Source organism: Cryobacterium sp. Hb1, assembly GCF_004403585.1.
In the GTDB taxonomy this organism is placed as follows: domain Bacteria; phylum Actinomycetota; class Actinomycetes; order Actinomycetales; family Microbacteriaceae; genus Cryobacterium; species Cryobacterium lyxosi.
The window spans coordinates 15,057-30,356 of record NZ_SOHI01000011.1; the positions used below are offsets into that span (position 1 = coordinate 15,057).

Consider the following 15,300-nt stretch of genomic DNA (forward strand, 5'->3'; position numbering starts at 1 on the left):
GACGCGCAGCGGCCGTTAGTGTTTTGCCGGGGAACCGTCCAGGAGCCTGGCGACTACCAACAGGACGTGGTGGTCGAGGGCCCGGCGCCCATTGTTCCATTCTGGTCCCAGCAAGGATTCGATGCGTTCAAGGCGTTGGCGGACCGTATTGGGGTGCACCACCAGCTCCTGGGCCGTTCGGGCAATATTGCGCCCCTCGTCGAGATAGCACAATGCCGTATCGCACAGCTGCGTGCCATTCGACCGGTCGTAGTCAAGTAAAGGACCCAGGCTTCCGCGCAGGGCACTTTGAGTGACCTGTGAATCCGCGTTGGCGAGGAAAATGCCAATGGTTCCCAGAGACTGCCACCCTACGACGTTGCCGGCTTGGGGTAGTGACCGTGCCGCCGTCAGCACGCGTTCGGCCAGGGCGAATCCTGCTCCGATTTCGCTGAGCGCGGCGAGGGGCTCTGAGTGGGCCATGCGCACGCCGCCCCAACGCCGGGCTCCGGGCTTGCCGAGAAAATCGGCGATCCATGCAAAAACCTGCTCCGGAGCACCCAAATACAAGCGGTCATCGAAGTGGCCCCGCAGCAGCTGCTCTCCGAGGTCCACCTCTAAAGCTTCCTCAAAGTCCGTCAACGACCGCAGCGCTCCGTCAACGATGGCGACCCGGAACGGTGAGCCGTCCTCAAGGCCGTAGGCAGCAGCCGATGTTGCTGTGTGCTGCCGCAACCCTTCCGCCGGCGGGCTGATCAGCGTGGCCAGAAGTTCCACACGCTGGCGCTGCCGGTTGTGCCGCGACGCGTCGGAATGTGAAATGAACGTTCCCAGAACCAGCGCAGCGCGCCGGAGAATCGCTTCGTCGTCGGCCGCGGTTTCACCCTCAACGAGCACGCCGCCCAGCGCGTCCCCCTCGATGACTGAGGCCATGACCACCACAGTGGTCCCGTCCTCCAGCGTTGCGGTAACGGGAGCGTTGGTGTGCCGGGACGCGGGGATCAGGGCCCGTGCCGCGTGGAGCTTTTCGCCTCCCACATCACCGGCATCGATGCGGACGGTTAGATCGAGCAGCCGTGCCGGGCGGCCGAGGATCTGGCTGATCCGGGCGGCCAGTCCGGGCAGGCCCTCCGAGGAACTCAGGGCTGCAAAAAGCTCATCGTCTGTGGCCGCCAACCGTTTGAGCCTCGCAATTGAGCTCTCCTTGTCCCGGTTCGCGGTCTCGAGCGATCCCATCGACTCGGTCAGTTCGGCCAGGCGTTCCAGGTTGTCCAAGGCGACGGCGGCCTGGTTTGCCAGGGCCTCTACGGCAAAGATTTGTTCCTCGCTGAACTCATGGGCCCAACGATCTGCCACCATGAGCGCCCCAATGATGTCCCCGCCGATGCGCATAGGCGCGCCCAGCAGCGCTTTGACCCCCTCTTTGGCAACCGCATCGTCAATGTGTTCCAGATGTGCAAGTGAGACAGCCTGCGAATAATCTGAAACCTGGATGGGGCCATCGGCCCGTGCCACGTTGCCAAGGACGCCGGTGCCAAAGGGCATGCGGATGTCCCGGTAGGCCTGGGTCCACACGCCGTCAGTCTCCGTAATTCGCGTTTCCCGCTTTTCTGGATCATTGAGGCTGATGTAGGCCATGTCCGTACCGACGATGGCCCGGGTCCGGGTGACGATTTCACGAAGCACATTTCCACCCTCGCGCAGGGACGAGATAGCAGCGGCAGTCTCGGACAGGGCCAGCGTGAGCATCCGCTGCCCGCGTGCGTTGGAGGCCAGTGCGTGCACGGACCGCAGGCTCTCGCGCAGCCGTTGCCCCTGGCCATCCGCCGGGAGAAGGTCCAACCCCGAAAGGAAATCGGAGGACGCCGGGTCTAATGCCTGCTGCAAGAGGCCAGCCAGCAAGTGCATGAAACCCTCCTTGGAATTATCCACATAGAACCGGTTTCAGTATGTCATGAACCTCCATGGCTGCCCGAGGGCTCTCCTGCGAGACTGAACCAGAAACGTTCGCTACATCACACTGATTACCAAAAAGGACAGCAGATGACTCAGCAACTCGACCCTCGGACCGCTGGCAGTGCCGCCTGCAGGCAGGGGACGACATGATGAGCTCTCCACTGACAGATCTCCAGGGCGTGACGGTCGCAGCGGCCCCGACCGCACTGACAATCCGCGGTGCCGTCTTGAATTCCACCGGGGCGCAGCCCCCCTATGCGCAGAGTCGGCCCATCACCGTGGACGAACTGACCCTCAGCGGACCAGCACGCGGCGAAGTGCTGGTGCGGATCGAGGCAGCCGGACTGTGCCACTCAGACCTGTCAGTGGTCAACGGTTCACGTCCGCGGCCGCTGCCGATGCTGCTGGGCCACGAGGCAGCAGGAATCGTCGAAGCGGTGGGCCCGGACGTTGACTCCAACCTCATCGGCCAGCGGGTGGTTATGACCTTCCTGCCACGGTGCGGCCAGTGCGAGGCCTGCCTGACCAACGGAAAGCTGCCCTGCTCCGCGGGCAGCAAGAGTAACGAACAGGGAATCCTGCTCAGCGGTTCTTCCCACCTGACGCGCGGCGGCGAAACGGTGGCCCATCACTTGGGCGTCTCCGGCTTCGCCACCCATGCGGTGGTCGATCACCGATCCGTGGTGCCCGTCGGGGCTGACGTGCCACCAGCGGTCGCTGCACTTCTGGGTTGCGCCGTACTCACCGGGGGCGGGGCCCTTCTCAACGCTGGACGCATCACTGCCGAGTCCACCGTCGCAATCGTCGGCCTTGGCGGAGTGGGCATGGCCGGACTCCTGGCTGCCCTTGCCACTGGCTGCCGACGCGTCATTGCCGTCGACGCCCAGGCCTCCAAGCTTGACCTTGCCCTGCAGTGGGGGGCGAGCGAGGCCTACACTCCGGAGGAAGCCTTGGAACGCTCCGTGGTCGTTGACGTCGTGCTTGAAGCGGCGGGCCATCCCCGCGCCTTTGAAACCGCCTACCAACTGCTGGACTTAGGCGGAACGCTGGTGACCGTCGGCCTTCCAGCACCAGGTGCCATGTCCTCAATCGAACCGTTGCGACTGACGGCAAAGGCACAATCGATCGTGGGGAGCTACCTCGGATCAGCCGTACCGAAGCGCGACATCCCCGTTTTTGAACAACTCTGGCGCGAAGGAAAACTGCCGCTCGAACGGCTTGTCTCCCGGGAGATCAGCCTCGACGACATAAACGAGGGCATGGACGCCCTCGCCTCCGGCAGCGGGATCCGGCAAGTCATCAACTTTGGGACAACGCACGAAGAACGGAAGAACCGATGAGCATCCAGACAACCGACCACGACGTAGTGATCCTCGGCGCAGGGTTCGGCGGCCTGGGCATGGGCGCCCAGCTGAAAGAGGCGGGTATCGAGAACTTCGCCATCTTCGACAAGGGCCCCGGCCTGGGCGGAGTCTGGCGCGAAAACAGCTACCCGGGTGCCGCCTGTGACACCGAGGCCCATCTCTACTGTTACAGCTTCTTCCCCCACTTACGAGTAAGCCGGATGTACGCGGACCGCAACGAGCTGATGGGCTACCTGGAGCGTTTAGCCACCCGATACACACTGGGCCCGCACCTGAATTTCAACACCGAAGTCACCTCCGCCGTATGGGATGGGGCAAACGCGCTCTGGCGCCTGCAGGTTAATGGCTCAGGTGAACACACCGCCCGCGTTTTCATCCCCGCCTGGGGACAGCTGAACACTCCGTTTGTTCCTGCATTTCCCGGCCTGGCCGATTTCCAAGGCGCCGCATTCCACTCTGCGCGCTGGGACCACACTGTCGACTTGACCGGGAAGAAAATCATCAGCATCGGCTCGGCAGCCAGTGCCGTCCAGTACGTGCCCGAGGTGGCCAAGGTCGCCGGATCGCTGGAAGTCTTCCAGCGCAGTGCCAATTGGATCATGCCCCGCAACCAAGTGATCTTCAGCAAAGAACAGCTTGATTCCTTCGAAGAAAATCCGGATACTTTTGAGCAAAGCCGCCACAACCTGCACGATTTCCGGGAGAACGGGTTCGAACGCACACGCCGTGCCACCGACGCCCAGCGCGCCGGCGTCGCCCAGGCCGTGGCCCATCTCGAGGCGCAGGTGCCGGACCCAGAACTGCGGCGCAAACTGACCCCTGACTACGAGTTCGGCTGCAAGCGGATCCTCCGCACCGACGACTACTACCCGGCCCTGATGGGTGAGAACGTCGAACTAGTCACCCAGGGCATCGACGCAATCGTTCCAGAAGGCATCCGCACCCGTGACGGGCAGATCCATAAAGCGGACGTCATCATTTTCGGCACCGGATTCAGCAGCCAGGCCTTCCAAGGCGATCTGCAGGTCATCGGTGCCTCCGGCGAGGACCTGAAAGAACGCTGGGCTGACGGCGCGGAGGCCCATCTGGGTATGAGCGTCGACGGCTTCCCGAACATGTTCATGATCTACGGGCCGAACACCAACCTGAACCACAATTCGATCATCACCATGCTGGAAATCCAGCAGGCATACATCCTTAAAATCTTGGTGCACCTGCTTACCGCCCCGCAGGCCTCAGTGGAAGTGCGCGGAAGGGTCCTGACCTCGTACAACGCAAGCCTGCAGAACGAGATGGAAGGATCCGCTTTTTCCGCCGACTGCTCCAGCTGGTACAAGAACGCCGCGGGCAAGGTTATCAACAACTGGTCCGGAACAGTGGAGGAATACCGTAGCCTCGCTGGGCACTGGAACCCGAGCGACTACATGCTCTCCGGCGCCGTGCTGCCAGTTCAGGAAATGGCGAGAGTATGAACTCGAAACTCGTGCCGGCGGTCCCGCTGGACAACGTAGCTGTCGACGCAGTGGACCTGATCCGGGCGTTCCGCGACGGCGGAGCGGTCAGTTTTCAAGACCAGCCCCTGGACCAGTCACGGGCTGCCTACGAGGCGGGCTGTGCCGCAAACGGGGTTCCATTTAAAGCCCTGGAACGGGTCGAGGACCTTCACTGCGAGGTCAACGGCGGGTCCATCCGGCTGCGGCGCTACCGTCCCGAGGGTAACGATTCGGAGACCGCACGTGCTGTCGTGGTGTACTTCCATGGTGGCGGGTGGGTGATCGGCTCGGTGGAAACGCACGACCGCCTCTGCCGCTACCTGGCCGCGGTCAGCGGACTTGACGTTGTATCCGTCGACTACCGGCTGGCTCCTGAGTACCCGTTCCCGACCCCGCTCGAGGACTGCATAGCAGCCCTGACCTTTGTCAGTGTCCGGGCCGGAGAATATGGCTGGGATCCGCATCGGATCATCGTGGCCGGCGACAGCGCCGGCGGCAACCTTGCCGCCGTCTTGGCTTCGGACCCGGGCTGCACCGTAAGCGGAAGCACCATCATCGGCCAGCTGCTTTTCTATCCTGTGGCGAACCTGCTGCACGAGTCGGATTCCTACGCCCGTATCACCGACGGTTTTCCCCTGACCGCAGGCTCGATGCGATGGTTTCGAAGCCTGTACCTGGCAGATCCGCAATTTGCACGCGACCTCCGCGTTTCGCCTGGACTTCGTCAACCCGCCGAACTGGCCGAACACGGCGCTCCGCCAGCATTCGTAGTGACCGTCGGACTAGACCCCCTGGCCGACGAAGGAGTCGAATACGCAGGTCTGCTGGCCCGCGCCGGAGCACCAGTGGAGCACCACCATCTGCCACGCCACTCCCATGGACTGTTCACCTCAGCCGGAAAAATTCCTACCGGTGCAAAACTGTTGAACCGGGCCGCCGACTGGCTGGTCGAGCTCACCGGCTAGGGGGAGAAGGCTAGCTCGCTGGTCTCCCCTACCTCCCGCTCCACGGTCCGCCACTACCTGGACAGCGGCGCCGAGTTTGTCTTGATCAGGACAGACATCGCGCTTTTAATACGGGGCTTCGAAGCCTCGCTGTTGAATATATACAGGCCGGCGACGGCGAAAACCCCGCCAGCTACTGAACCCCCCAGCCGTAACATTGAAGGACATCCCATGACCGTTTCACCCGCCGGCTCGTCTGACATTTCTGCAGCCCGGGAGGCTGCACTCATAGCCTCCGTGCCTACCGGCCTGCTTATCGACGGGCAGTGGAGGAACGCGTCCGATGGCGGCACGTTCAACGTATACGACCCCGCTATCGGGGAGGTACTCGCCACTCTCGCCTCCGCTACCAGCGAGGACGCTGTTGCAGCGCTCGACGCCGCGGATAAGGCCCAGTTCGGCTGGGCCCGGACGGCGCCGCGTGAACGCGCCGAGATTCTCCGCCGCGCTTTCGACCTGGTGACTGAACGGGCCGAGGACTTCGCCCTGCTGATGACCCTGGAAATGGGCAAACCGTTGGCCGAAGCCCGCGGCGAGGTCACCTACGGTGCCGAATTCCTGCGCTGGTTCTCCGAAGAGGCAGTCCGGGACTACGGCCGGTACCTCACCACCCCAGAGGGCAAGAACAAAATCCTGGTCCAACACAAACCGGTCGGCCCGTGCCTGCTGATCACGCCCTGGAACTTCCCGCTCGCGATGGCCACCCGGAAAGTGGCCCCCGCCGTAGCCGCGGGCTGCACCATGATCCTCAAGCCAGCGAAATTGACGCCGCTGACCTCCCAGCTGTTCGCACAGACCATGCTCGAGGCCGGCCTGCCAGCGGGGGTCTTGAACGTGGTGTCTTCCTCCAGCGCCGCGGGTATCTCCGGTCCTTTGCTGACTGACCCGAGGCTCCGGAAGGTTTCGTTCACCGGATCCACTCCGGTGGGCAAGCGGCTGATGGCCGACGCCGCACACAACGTGTTGCGGACCTCGATGGAGCTGGGCGGGAACGCCCCGTTCATCGTGTTCGAGGACGCGGACCTGGACAAGGCGGTCGAGGGGGCCATGGCGGCGAAGATGCGGAACATGGGCGAAGCCTGCACCGCCGCGAACCGGTTCCTGGTCCAGGAATCCGTCGCCGCCGAATTCACCACAAAGTTCGCCGTCGCGATGGGCGCTCTGGCGATCGGCCGTGGCACCGAACCGGTCGCCCAGGTAGGTCCGCTCATCGATGCCGGCGCCCGGGACGACGTTCACGCCTTGGTGCGCGCCGCCATCGACGCCGGAGCCACCGCCGTGACCGGCGGTTCCCCCGTTGACGGTCCCGGCTACTTCTACCCGCCGACCGTCTTGGCCAACGTACCCAATGACGCGGTGATCCTCCGCCGGGAGATCTTCGGGCCAGTCGCCCCGGTCACCTTGTTCTCCACTGAAGGTGACGCCATCCGTCTCGCCAACGCCAGCGAATATGGCCTCGCCTCCTATCTTTACAGCCGTGACTTCAGCAGGCTCCTGCGCGTGGCCGAGCAGATCGAATTCGGCTTGGTCGGCTTTAACGCCGGCGTCATCTCGAACGCAGCCGCCCCCTTCGGTGGCGTCAAACAATCCGGGCTCGGCCGCGAAGGCGGATCCGAAGGCATCGCCGAATACACCACCACCCAATACATCGGCATCGCCGACCCGTACGTGGGCTAACCTGAAGTTGGGACAGCGAGCCCTACTCTATGACTCCAGACCTAGCTCGGCTCCTCGTCACCGCTGGAGCGTGATCAACAAAGCGAACCCAGGCTCACCGGCGCGTAGCTGCCGCGCATTGAAGTGTCACTTAAACCTCGCTATCGTTCAACCAGCGCGTTGCAAGTCGGGTCCGCGAGACGGTAAGAACGGCAAAAGCATGCAGGGCTGCGCTGTCCTGGTTGGTGTGCCTCAGAGCTGGAAGAGCGGCTCGATTTGCACCTGCAGCCGCTTCTGAAGCCTATCCCAGAGGTTCCGGGGTGCGAATTCGCGCACCGGCGTGCGCAGGACCTCGTGGGTGTAGGTGCCGTTGCAGTTCTGCGCGACGATCCGGGTATCAACTTGGGCTACCAGGTGGCCGGCCTTCCGCGCGCTGTCGAGGACGGCCGCGGTCAGTGCGATGATCCTGTCGCCCTGCGTGATGCTCTGGGCGCCCAACTGACTTCCGGCTTTGAAGCCGTACTGCAGGTAGCTGGTCACGTTCTCCGGATCGGTCGTGTAGAACCTAGCCCGGGCCCGGTAGATTGCGTAGATCCGCTCGATGTAGTCCCAGGCGGAGGTCGCGTCGGCGGCCAGTTCCTTGTCCATATCTTCGATGCCCTCGATCTCTAGGTCCACGCGTTTGCCGATCACCAGAAGCAGCAGCTCGTGCTTGTTGGTGACATAGCGGAACAGTGTCGCTTCCCCGACCCCGGCGAGTTCAGCGATTTCCTTCGTCGTCGCGTGCTCGTAGCCGCGCTCGTTGAAGATCTGCTCCGCTGCGGCGCGAATGTTTCGATAGCGCTCGATCCGCGCTTTCTCCCGCAATCCCAGGGGTGCATCAAGCGGTGTTTCCACCGAAGCCAATGATCTCATCTGCATTAACGTCCCTATCAGCGCATGGATATCAGAGTAGCCATACTTTGGCCACTGAACTTCGAATTCCTAATACACATATCGGCTAATTAAACATCACGATCTGGCGAATGGCCTTGCCGTCCACGAGTTCGTCCATCGCCTCATTGATCTTGTCCAGGGTAATCACCGATGATGTCAGCTTTTTGACCGGCAGTCTTCCTTCGCGCCACATCTGCGTGTAGAACGAGATATCACGGCTGGGCACCGCCGATCCAAGATAGGAACCGACGACGGTTTGGGTCTCCGCGGTAAATTCCTTAGGGGGTCGATCGACGACATCGCGCCGGGCGCCGGCAGGCCGACCGTCACGGTGGTTCCGCCGGCGGCCGTAGAGCGGACCGCGGTTTCGAAGGTCCGCGGATGGCCGGCTGCCTCGATGACGACATGGGCATGGGCATGGATGCCAAGCTCCTCTGCTTCTCCCGAAGAATAAGCTCCCGTGGCCCCCAAGTTTCGTGCCAAGGTCAGCTTCTCCGGGTTTGCGTTGATACCAATGATGCGCGCCGGCGCTGACCATGTTGACGATACGGCGACTGCGGTCGGCGGGGCAGCCATGCCCACTCTCCCGAGCCCGACAATCATAATGTCCTGTCCGTCCTGGGGTTTGCCTGCCTTGAGGACGGCGCCGCCGCCGGTCAGCCCGGCACAGCCAAGGACCGTTGCGACGGCGGGAGGGAGTCGCTGTCGACCGGGACGACCGAGCGCCGGTTGAGCCGGCGTGGGTTGCGTACCCGGAGACGCCGAGGTGGTGGAGGACTGCCCGCCGTTGCGGGTGAGCCGGTTGCGAACCGACGGCAACGATGATGCCGGCGGCCTCGTGGCCCAGCAGCATGGGCTCCAGCCGGGGACGGTCCCCGTTTACGACCGACAAGTCGGCATGGCAGACGCCCGCCGCCTCCATTTTGATCAGGACCTTCTGCGGTCTGGGCTCGGCGAGATCGAGTTCCCAAACAGCCATCGGCCGCGACTCGGCACAGGGACAGACGAAACCGACGGTCTCAAGAACCGCACCGGCGATTTTCATGTCGACTCTTTCAAAGGGTTGTGCTTCATATCACTCATATGCTTTTATGAGAGTGTAATCCGCACGGAGTGGACTTTCAATATTTGTCTCGGCTGGAGCGGATCCTAAGACCATGAACGCCGGCTAGCCACATATCGAAGGGATTGGTTTTGAAGATTCATCCAGATGCGAACGAGGGTCTAGTCAGGGTCGGCGGGTTCACCGTACCTTTCCATGACACAGTTGCGCCCCCGTGATGCCCGGGCCACTGTCGTCCTGATTCATGGAACGGGCGGAAACGCCAAGACCCACTTCCACACCCTGTTTCCGATGCTCGCCGCCAAGTACCGTGTGCTCGCCGTCGACCTCCAGACTCCCCGTGAAGGTCTCACTCTTGGGACGTTCTCAAGGCAGGTCGCGGGCGTTATCGAGCATTGCGTCCCCGGCCGGTCGGTCCACGTCGTCGGGTATTCACTGGGCGCCCTGGTCGCTGCTGACCTGGCCGCCTCGAACCCTCACACCTTGGCAAGCCTGACTCTGGTCGCGGGCTGGACCAAGGCCGATTCCCAGCAGAGGCTCCGGAACCAGATTTGGATGCGGCTCTTCGAAACGGATCAGGACCTCCTACGGGAATTTGTCACCTGGACCGCCTACGGCCATCCCTTCCTTGCAGGCCGCTCTGAAGCCGATGTCCGAGCCCTCGTCGAAGCCCGCGTCTTCGCGGACGGAATCGCCGAACAGATGAAGCTCAATGCCAATGCCGACCTCTGCGGCAAGCTGGCGAGCATTACCGCCCCGACACTGGTCGTCGCCGGCACCCATGACCAGATGGTCCCGACCCGCCAGACCAAGTTGCTCTTCGGAGGCATTCCCAACGCCCGCTACGCCGTCATCGACAGCGGGCATGCCATCCCGCAGGAACGCCCCGCCCAGCTTTTCCAGATCATCAACGAGTTCGTGACGGATCCCGAATCCGTCCCTGCCGGTGAAATCCGGGAGCGCATGTTTGTCTAGTTCATCGATACCAGCACAAAACAAGACACAATTTGGAGGAATAGTGGCAAGCACTCCACTGGGATATCCGGCACCCGACTCGTCGGTCGACGTCATCATCATTGGGGCCGGCTTCGGCGGTCTCGGCATGGGTACGCAGCTCGCACGCGAAGGCAAGAGCTCGTTCATCGTTCTGGAACGCGCGGAGGAAGTCGGAGGCACCTGGCGCGACAATCACTATCCCGGCGCTGCCTGCGACGTGCCTTCGCACCTATACTCGTTTTCATTCCGTCCCAACCCGGAGTGGTCGCGGATGTTCGCCCCGCAGAAGGAGATCCTCGACTATCTTCGACACGTTGCCCGGGATGAGAATTTCCACGAACGGATTGTTTTCGGCGCCGAGGTGACGAGCGCACGCTGGGATGACGCGGCCGCATTGTGGAACGTCGCCACCCCCAAGGGCGACTTCTCTGCCAAGACCCTAGTAACCGCCGTCGGGCACTTGTCCGAACCAAAGCTGCCGAATATTGATGGATTATCTGACTTCTCGGGGAGTTTGTTCCACTCGGCCGAGTGGGCTGACGAAGTCGATCTGGTGGGCAAGCGGGTCGGCGTCATTGGCTCGGGAGCAACTGCCATCCAGGTCATGCCCGAGGTGGCGAAAATCGCGTCGGAGGTCGTTGTGTTCCAGCGCTCGGCGCCGTACGTGACGCCACGTCCGGACCGCGCCTACAGCGACCAGGAAAAGGGCCTCTTCCGCAAGATGCCCGAAAGCATTCAGGAACTGCGCGAAGAGATGTTCTGGTCCAACGAGGAGCGCTATGCCCAACGTCGAGGCACACCTACCTTAGTTTCCGACGCCACCCAGGTAGCTCTGGACCATCTACACCGGCAGATCCAGGATCCGGGACTGCGCCGGAAGCTGACTCCGGACTACATCATCGGTTGCAAGCGCGTTCTGAAATCCAACGACTACTACCCGGCGTTCGTCCAGGAGCACGTCCATCTGGAGACTGACGGCATCGAACGGGTCGAAGGCAACCGGGTCATTACGACGGACGGAGGGAGCCACGAGCTCGATGTGATCGTGGCCTGTACCGGCTTTGAAACGACAGACCTGCCTATCGCCCACCGTATCTTCGGCCGCAATGACCTGCCGTTGAGCGAACGCTGGTCCAACGGCATGCAGGCCTACGCCACGACGGCGGTGCACGGATTCCCGAACCTCTGGATTATAAACGGTCCCAACACCGGCCTGGGACACAACTCCGCGGTCTACATCGCGGAGGCACAGATCGAGTACATCATGGCGGCAGTGAACTTCCGCGAGGCGGCCGACTTACCTGCCCTGGAGGTCGCCGAAGAGGCAGAGGAAGCCTTCATGGATCGCGTGGACCGTCTGGCGGAAGGCACCGTATGGCTCGAGGGCGGCTGCCGGAGCTGGTACGTCGACCACCGCAACGGCCGACTGACCACGCTGTGGCCGGAACCGGCCTACACCTTCCGCCAAGTAAACGCGCATTTCGAACCCGAGCCGTATTTGACGGGATCTGAAGACGAACCCGTTGAACAGGTTTTGACCGCGGCTCGCTAGTGCACATCGTTAACGATCCAGGAACGGAAAGCATAATCATGAACGAGCAGCACTACAGAACAACCGTCATCACCGGTGCGGGCGGTGGCATTGGCCGCGGCATCGTGGAGTCGTTCCTGACCAGCGGAGACAGGGTCATCGCGGTGGACGCGTCAGAGACCGCACTAGCCGACCTTGAAGCGACGCTGGATCCACAACAGGATGGATCGATCCTGACAATGTGCTGCGACGTCACCGAACCCCAAGACTGGAAGCGGATCGCCGAGGCCGTCGAAGCCTCACCCGCAGCGCAGGCCGTTCTGGTCAACAACGCCGGCATCTCCCCAAAACGAGACGGCCAGAAGATCCCAGGGGACGAAATACCATTCGATGAATGGAACGCGGTCATGGCCGTGAACCTCACCGGGCCATTTTTGGGCATCCAGGCGCTGGCACCTCACATGAAGAGCACTCGATTCGGCCGGATCATTAACATGTCTTCGCTTGCAGGCCGCGACGGCGGCAGACTGGGCGGTGTCCACTACGCGGCCACCAAGACGGGCCTGCTGGGCATTACCCGCTCCTTCGCCCGGGAACTCGCGCCGTTCGGCATCACCGTCAACGCCATCGCCCCCGGACGGATCGGAGTAGGCATGGTTTCGTCGGTGTCAGATGAGGTCAACCAAAACTATCTGACCCGTATCCCGGTCGGGCGTCTGGGCTATGCCAGCGACGTCGCTCAAGCCGTCCAGTACCTGGCAGCACCCGGCAATGGTTTCGTGACCGGAATTACGGTTGACGTCAACGGCGGGTCGTATATGGGATGAACGGGCCCTCTCACGTCTTCAAAATTCCGGGCCGCCCGGGGTCCTCCGGCGCCAGATCGGGCCGCGCTTCCTTGCGCGGAAAAGTCGTTCTGATAACCGGAGGCGCCGGCGGCATTGGCGCGGCCACGGCCGAGCGACTGGCTGCCGCGGGAGCCCTTGTGTCGCTCGTCGACCGCGACCAGCAGGCCCTCGGACAAGTCGTGTCTAGGCTCGGCGGGAATCACCTGGCCACGGCAGCGGACGTCACGGACTATACCTCGCTGGAACTCGCGGTGCAGCGAACAGTCGAACACTTCAGCCAGCTGGACATCGTCTTTGCCTGTGCCGGTGTGGGCAGCGCTTCCACTGTCTCCGCCTCCCGTACCGAGGACCTGCTGCGGATCGTGGATGTCAACCTCGGCGGAGTCATCAGGACCGTCAAGGCCACCCTCGAAGAGGTCTCGAAGCACGGCGGCTACTTCCTGCTCATGAGTTCGGCGGCCGCGCTGAAGAACGTGCCGCGCGCAAACGCCTATGCCGCCTCGAAGGCGGGCGTGGAGGCCTTCGGCGGGGCACTGCGGCTGGAAGTCGCCCATAAAGGCGTGAACGTCGGCGTCGCACATCCCGCCTGGGTGCGAACGAACATGATTTCGGGTGCATCCACACGGGCCGGGGAGAGCCGCTCCCTGCCATGGCCCTTCAGCATCGTTTCCAGCACGGATACCTGCGCCGATCTCCTAGTCAACGCGATGGCCACCCGCCGCCGTAAGGTTTTCATCCCGCGGAGCCTTGCTCTGATGGACCCATTACGCTGGCTCTCGACCGGGCCCTTATGGGACAGCTTCATGAAGCCGCGGGCCGCGCTGAGCGTTTCCCGGCTGGAGTCCCACGCGTGCGTAACGGGTGAGTAAATTCAACACAGCTAGTTGTGCCATTCGTCATAATCATGTACTACTGAGAGTGCACTCCGTGCGGATTGAACTCTCAACTTCACTTCGACCACCAGAGGATACCTTGAACAAGAATCGACTGCGCCATATCACGGCCGCCGCCGCTATTGCCGGACTGACCTTGACCGCCACCGGGTGCTCGGTATCCTCCCGGGCAGCCGAGGGCTACCCCACAAAGCCCGTCACCTTTCTCGTGCCCTACGCCGCTGGCGGCCCGTCTGACACCACGGCCCGCGCGTACAGTTCTTGCCTGGAAAAGCTCCTCGGCGGAACCTTCGTGGTGGAGAACCGGGACAGCGGCGCCGGCGCCGTAGCCATGCAGAAACTGGCCAGCGCGAAACCGGACGGACACACCGTGGGCCTGAGCACCAACGGGCCGCTGGTCCTGAACCCGATGTCCAATGAGTTGACCTACTCCCAGGCGGACTTCCAAGCCATGGGCACGATGGCCGAGATCCCGACGCTATTCGCGGTACCCAAAGACTCCCCGTACAAGAGCCTCCAAGATCTGTTCGATGCAGCGAAGGCCGATCCCGGACAGATCTCCATCGGGGTCCCCGGCGCCACTAGTTCGTTGGCCATCGAGCTCAAGCGCCTCCAGAAGGACACCGGCATCGAGTTGGCGATGGTGCCAACATCAGGCAGTGCCGAGCTCATTACTAACCTGCTGGGCGGCCACATCGACGCCGGGTTCGTCAACGACCACGTCGACGTCGAAGCCCAGGTGAAGGACGGTGCGATTGTCCCGTTGGCCGCGGCGGGCGACGTGCGTTCCGAAGCCTTTCCCGACGTTCCGACCACGGATGAGGCCGGCTATGACGTCAAGACGACATCGGTCTACGGCCTCTTCGGACCTAAAGGCCTGCCCCAGGACGTCTCCGAGAAGCTCCAGAAGGGTGTCAAAACCTGCAGCCAGGATAAGGACGTCATAGCCCAGATCGGCGATCGTTTCGTGCCGGATTCCTTCTTGGACGCAGCGGCGACCACAGAGGTTTTCCAGGACATGCGCGCCCGCTACGAGTCCCTTCTGGCAAAATAAGAACCGACGACCCAACCGTCGCATCCCGTTGAAGATTAGCGCTTTGCGACCCGTCGGCCTTCGACGCCCGCATGTAGTCAACCTCTGATCCACCGCCCAAGGAATATCATGCTCGCCACAACCCGTTGACACTCCGCCACCCGCTGGATGGACGACAGGGAGGGCACCGGCCTGGTGACCTCCCTGCTTCTGAGCACCACCGGCCGGGTCCGGGCCTCGCCCGGTCGACATGTTATGGACGTGTCACCTCACCCTGATTCAGAACACGCCGGTCACGTCCCGCTGAGTGACTGAGTTTCTCGACACCGTGCGGGTTTGATGATTTCTATGTGTCGCAGCGCGCTCGGGAACGGGAAACCCCTCACCACTGTCAGCAACGGTTGAAATGTAGCCCGGACGCACCTTCTCCTCTCCGGAGGACTTCAACGAGCAATTGGCTCGCTGGTTGTCGTCGAAGGCAAACCACCGCACCGTTCGCAGCCTCGGGTGCAAACCAGTTGATCTGATCGAACAAGATCGCGCCGCGA

At 62.6% G+C, this 15,300-nt stretch carries 13 protein-coding genes and 1 pseudogene; 9 read left to right on the forward strand and 5 right to left on the reverse strand.

All coding sequences use genetic code 11. From position 1 onward, the window contains the following. Positions 1-15 precede the first annotated feature (15 nt). Positions 16-1,887, reverse strand: coding sequence for a helix-turn-helix domain-containing protein (locus E3T38_RS04670; RefSeq protein WP_134546640.1), 1,872 nt, complete (start codon positions 1,885-1,887; stop codon positions 16-18). Positions 1,888-2,084: 197 nt separating this feature from the next. On the opposite strand from E3T38_RS04670, the gene E3T38_RS04675 reads away from it, so the two are divergent. From E3T38_RS04675 to E3T38_RS04690, 4 genes are all read left to right on the forward strand, one after another. Further along, a complete protein-coding gene (locus E3T38_RS04675; RefSeq protein ID WP_134546687.1) occupies positions 2,085-3,275 on the forward strand; it encodes an alcohol dehydrogenase catalytic domain-containing protein in 1,191 nt (396 codons plus the stop codon). Then, positions 3,272-4,771 carry an NAD(P)/FAD-dependent oxidoreductase gene (locus tag E3T38_RS04680; protein WP_134546642.1) on the forward strand — a complete coding sequence of 500 codons (1,500 nt, stop codon included), beginning with the start codon at positions 3,272-3,274 and terminating at the stop codon, positions 4,769-4,771. The genes E3T38_RS04675 and E3T38_RS04680 overlap by 4 nt, the downstream gene beginning before the upstream one ends. Next, positions 4,768-5,757 (forward strand): alpha/beta hydrolase, encoded by a 990-nt coding sequence (locus tag E3T38_RS04685; protein ID WP_134546643.1) that lies wholly within the window; start codon positions 4,768-4,770, stop codon positions 5,755-5,757. The genes E3T38_RS04680 and E3T38_RS04685 overlap by 4 nt, the downstream gene beginning before the upstream one ends. 210 nt (positions 5,758-5,967) lie before the next feature. Continuing rightward, the gene (locus E3T38_RS04690; protein WP_134546645.1) at positions 5,968-7,473 is read left to right on the forward strand and encodes an NAD-dependent succinate-semialdehyde dehydrogenase; all 1,506 of its coding nucleotides are present in this window, start codon (positions 5,968-5,970) and stop codon (positions 7,471-7,473) included. 231 nt (positions 7,474-7,704) lie between these two features. Here the strand turns inward: E3T38_RS04690 and E3T38_RS04695 are convergent, their stop codons facing one another. The 4 genes and pseudogenes from E3T38_RS04695 to E3T38_RS17410 all read right to left on the reverse strand — a co-directional run. Continuing rightward, the gene (locus E3T38_RS04695) at positions 7,705-8,349 is read right to left on the reverse strand and encodes a TetR/AcrR family transcriptional regulator (protein ID WP_241984304.1); all 645 of its coding nucleotides are present in this window, start codon (positions 8,347-8,349) and stop codon (positions 7,705-7,707) included. 103 nt (positions 8,350-8,452) lie between these two features. Then, positions 8,453-8,614 (reverse strand): hypothetical protein, encoded by a 162-nt coding sequence (locus tag E3T38_RS17400; RefSeq protein ID WP_370448988.1) that lies wholly within the window; start codon positions 8,612-8,614, stop codon positions 8,453-8,455. Next, complete coding sequence (locus tag E3T38_RS17405; RefSeq protein WP_370448987.1) at positions 8,545-8,991, reverse strand: zinc-binding dehydrogenase; 447 nt, start codon at positions 8,989-8,991, stop codon at positions 8,545-8,547. Before E3T38_RS17405 ends, E3T38_RS17400 begins: the two co-directional genes overlap by 70 nt. A 208-nt stretch (positions 8,992-9,199) precedes the next feature. Next, positions 9,200-9,433, reverse strand: a pseudogene (locus E3T38_RS17410) (alcohol dehydrogenase catalytic domain-containing protein); the annotation flags it as partial. A 213-nt stretch (positions 9,434-9,646) separates the two neighbouring features. Between E3T38_RS17410 and E3T38_RS04705 the strand changes: the two are divergent. The 5 genes from E3T38_RS04705 (at position 9,647) to E3T38_RS04725 (ending at position 14,773) form a co-directional block, all read left to right on the forward strand. After that, entirely contained in the window at positions 9,647-10,426 is a 780-nt protein-coding gene (locus tag E3T38_RS04705) for an alpha/beta fold hydrolase (protein ID WP_134546649.1), read from the forward strand. 43 nt (positions 10,427-10,469) lie between these two features. Further along, entirely contained in the window at positions 10,470-11,999 is a 1,530-nt protein-coding gene (locus tag E3T38_RS04710) for an NAD(P)/FAD-dependent oxidoreductase (protein ID WP_198417299.1), read from the forward strand. Between the two features lie 38 nt (positions 12,000-12,037). Continuing rightward, positions 12,038-12,805: an SDR family NAD(P)-dependent oxidoreductase gene (locus E3T38_RS04715; protein WP_134546651.1), complete on the forward strand. Its 768-nt coding sequence runs from the start codon at positions 12,038-12,040 to the stop codon at positions 12,803-12,805. After that, positions 12,802-13,695, forward strand: a complete 894-nt coding sequence (locus E3T38_RS04720; protein ID WP_134546653.1) for an SDR family NAD(P)-dependent oxidoreductase — start codon at positions 12,802-12,804, stop codon at positions 13,693-13,695. The genes E3T38_RS04715 and E3T38_RS04720 overlap by 4 nt, the downstream gene beginning before the upstream one ends. Before the next feature lie 103 nt (positions 13,696-13,798). Beyond that, positions 13,799-14,773, forward strand: coding sequence for a tripartite tricarboxylate transporter substrate binding protein (locus tag E3T38_RS04725; protein WP_166805419.1), 975 nt, complete (start codon positions 13,799-13,801; stop codon positions 14,771-14,773). Positions 14,774-15,300: the final 527 nt, after the last annotated feature.

Excerpts from the sequence above, each read along its gene's own strand:
- E3T38_RS04670 (WP_134546640.1), bottom strand. The coding sequence starts at position 1,887 with ATGCACTTGCTGGCTGGCCTCTTGCAGCAGGCATTAGACCCGGCGTCC.
- E3T38_RS04675 (WP_134546687.1), top strand. The coding sequence starts at position 2,085 with ATGAGCTCTCCACTGACAGATCTCCAGGGCGTGACGGTCGCAGCGGCC.
- E3T38_RS04680 (WP_134546642.1), top strand. The coding sequence starts at position 3,272 with ATGAGCATCCAGACAACCGACCACGACGTAGTGATCCTCGGCGCAGGG.
- E3T38_RS04685 (WP_134546643.1), top strand. The coding sequence starts at position 4,768 with ATGAACTCGAAACTCGTGCCGGCGGTCCCGCTGGACAACGTAGCTGTC.
- E3T38_RS04690 (WP_134546645.1), top strand. The coding sequence starts at position 5,968 with ATGACCGTTTCACCCGCCGGCTCGTCTGACATTTCTGCAGCCCGGGAG.
- E3T38_RS17405 (WP_370448987.1), bottom strand. The coding sequence starts at position 8,991 with ATGATTGTCGGGCTCGGGAGAGTGGGCATGGCTGCCCCGCCGACCGCA.
- E3T38_RS04705 (WP_134546649.1), top strand. The coding sequence starts at position 9,647 with ATGACACAGTTGCGCCCCCGTGATGCCCGGGCCACTGTCGTCCTGATT.
- E3T38_RS04715 (WP_134546651.1), top strand. The coding sequence starts at position 12,038 with ATGAACGAGCAGCACTACAGAACAACCGTCATCACCGGTGCGGGCGGT.
- E3T38_RS04720 (WP_134546653.1), top strand. The coding sequence starts at position 12,802 with ATGAACGGGCCCTCTCACGTCTTCAAAATTCCGGGCCGCCCGGGGTCC.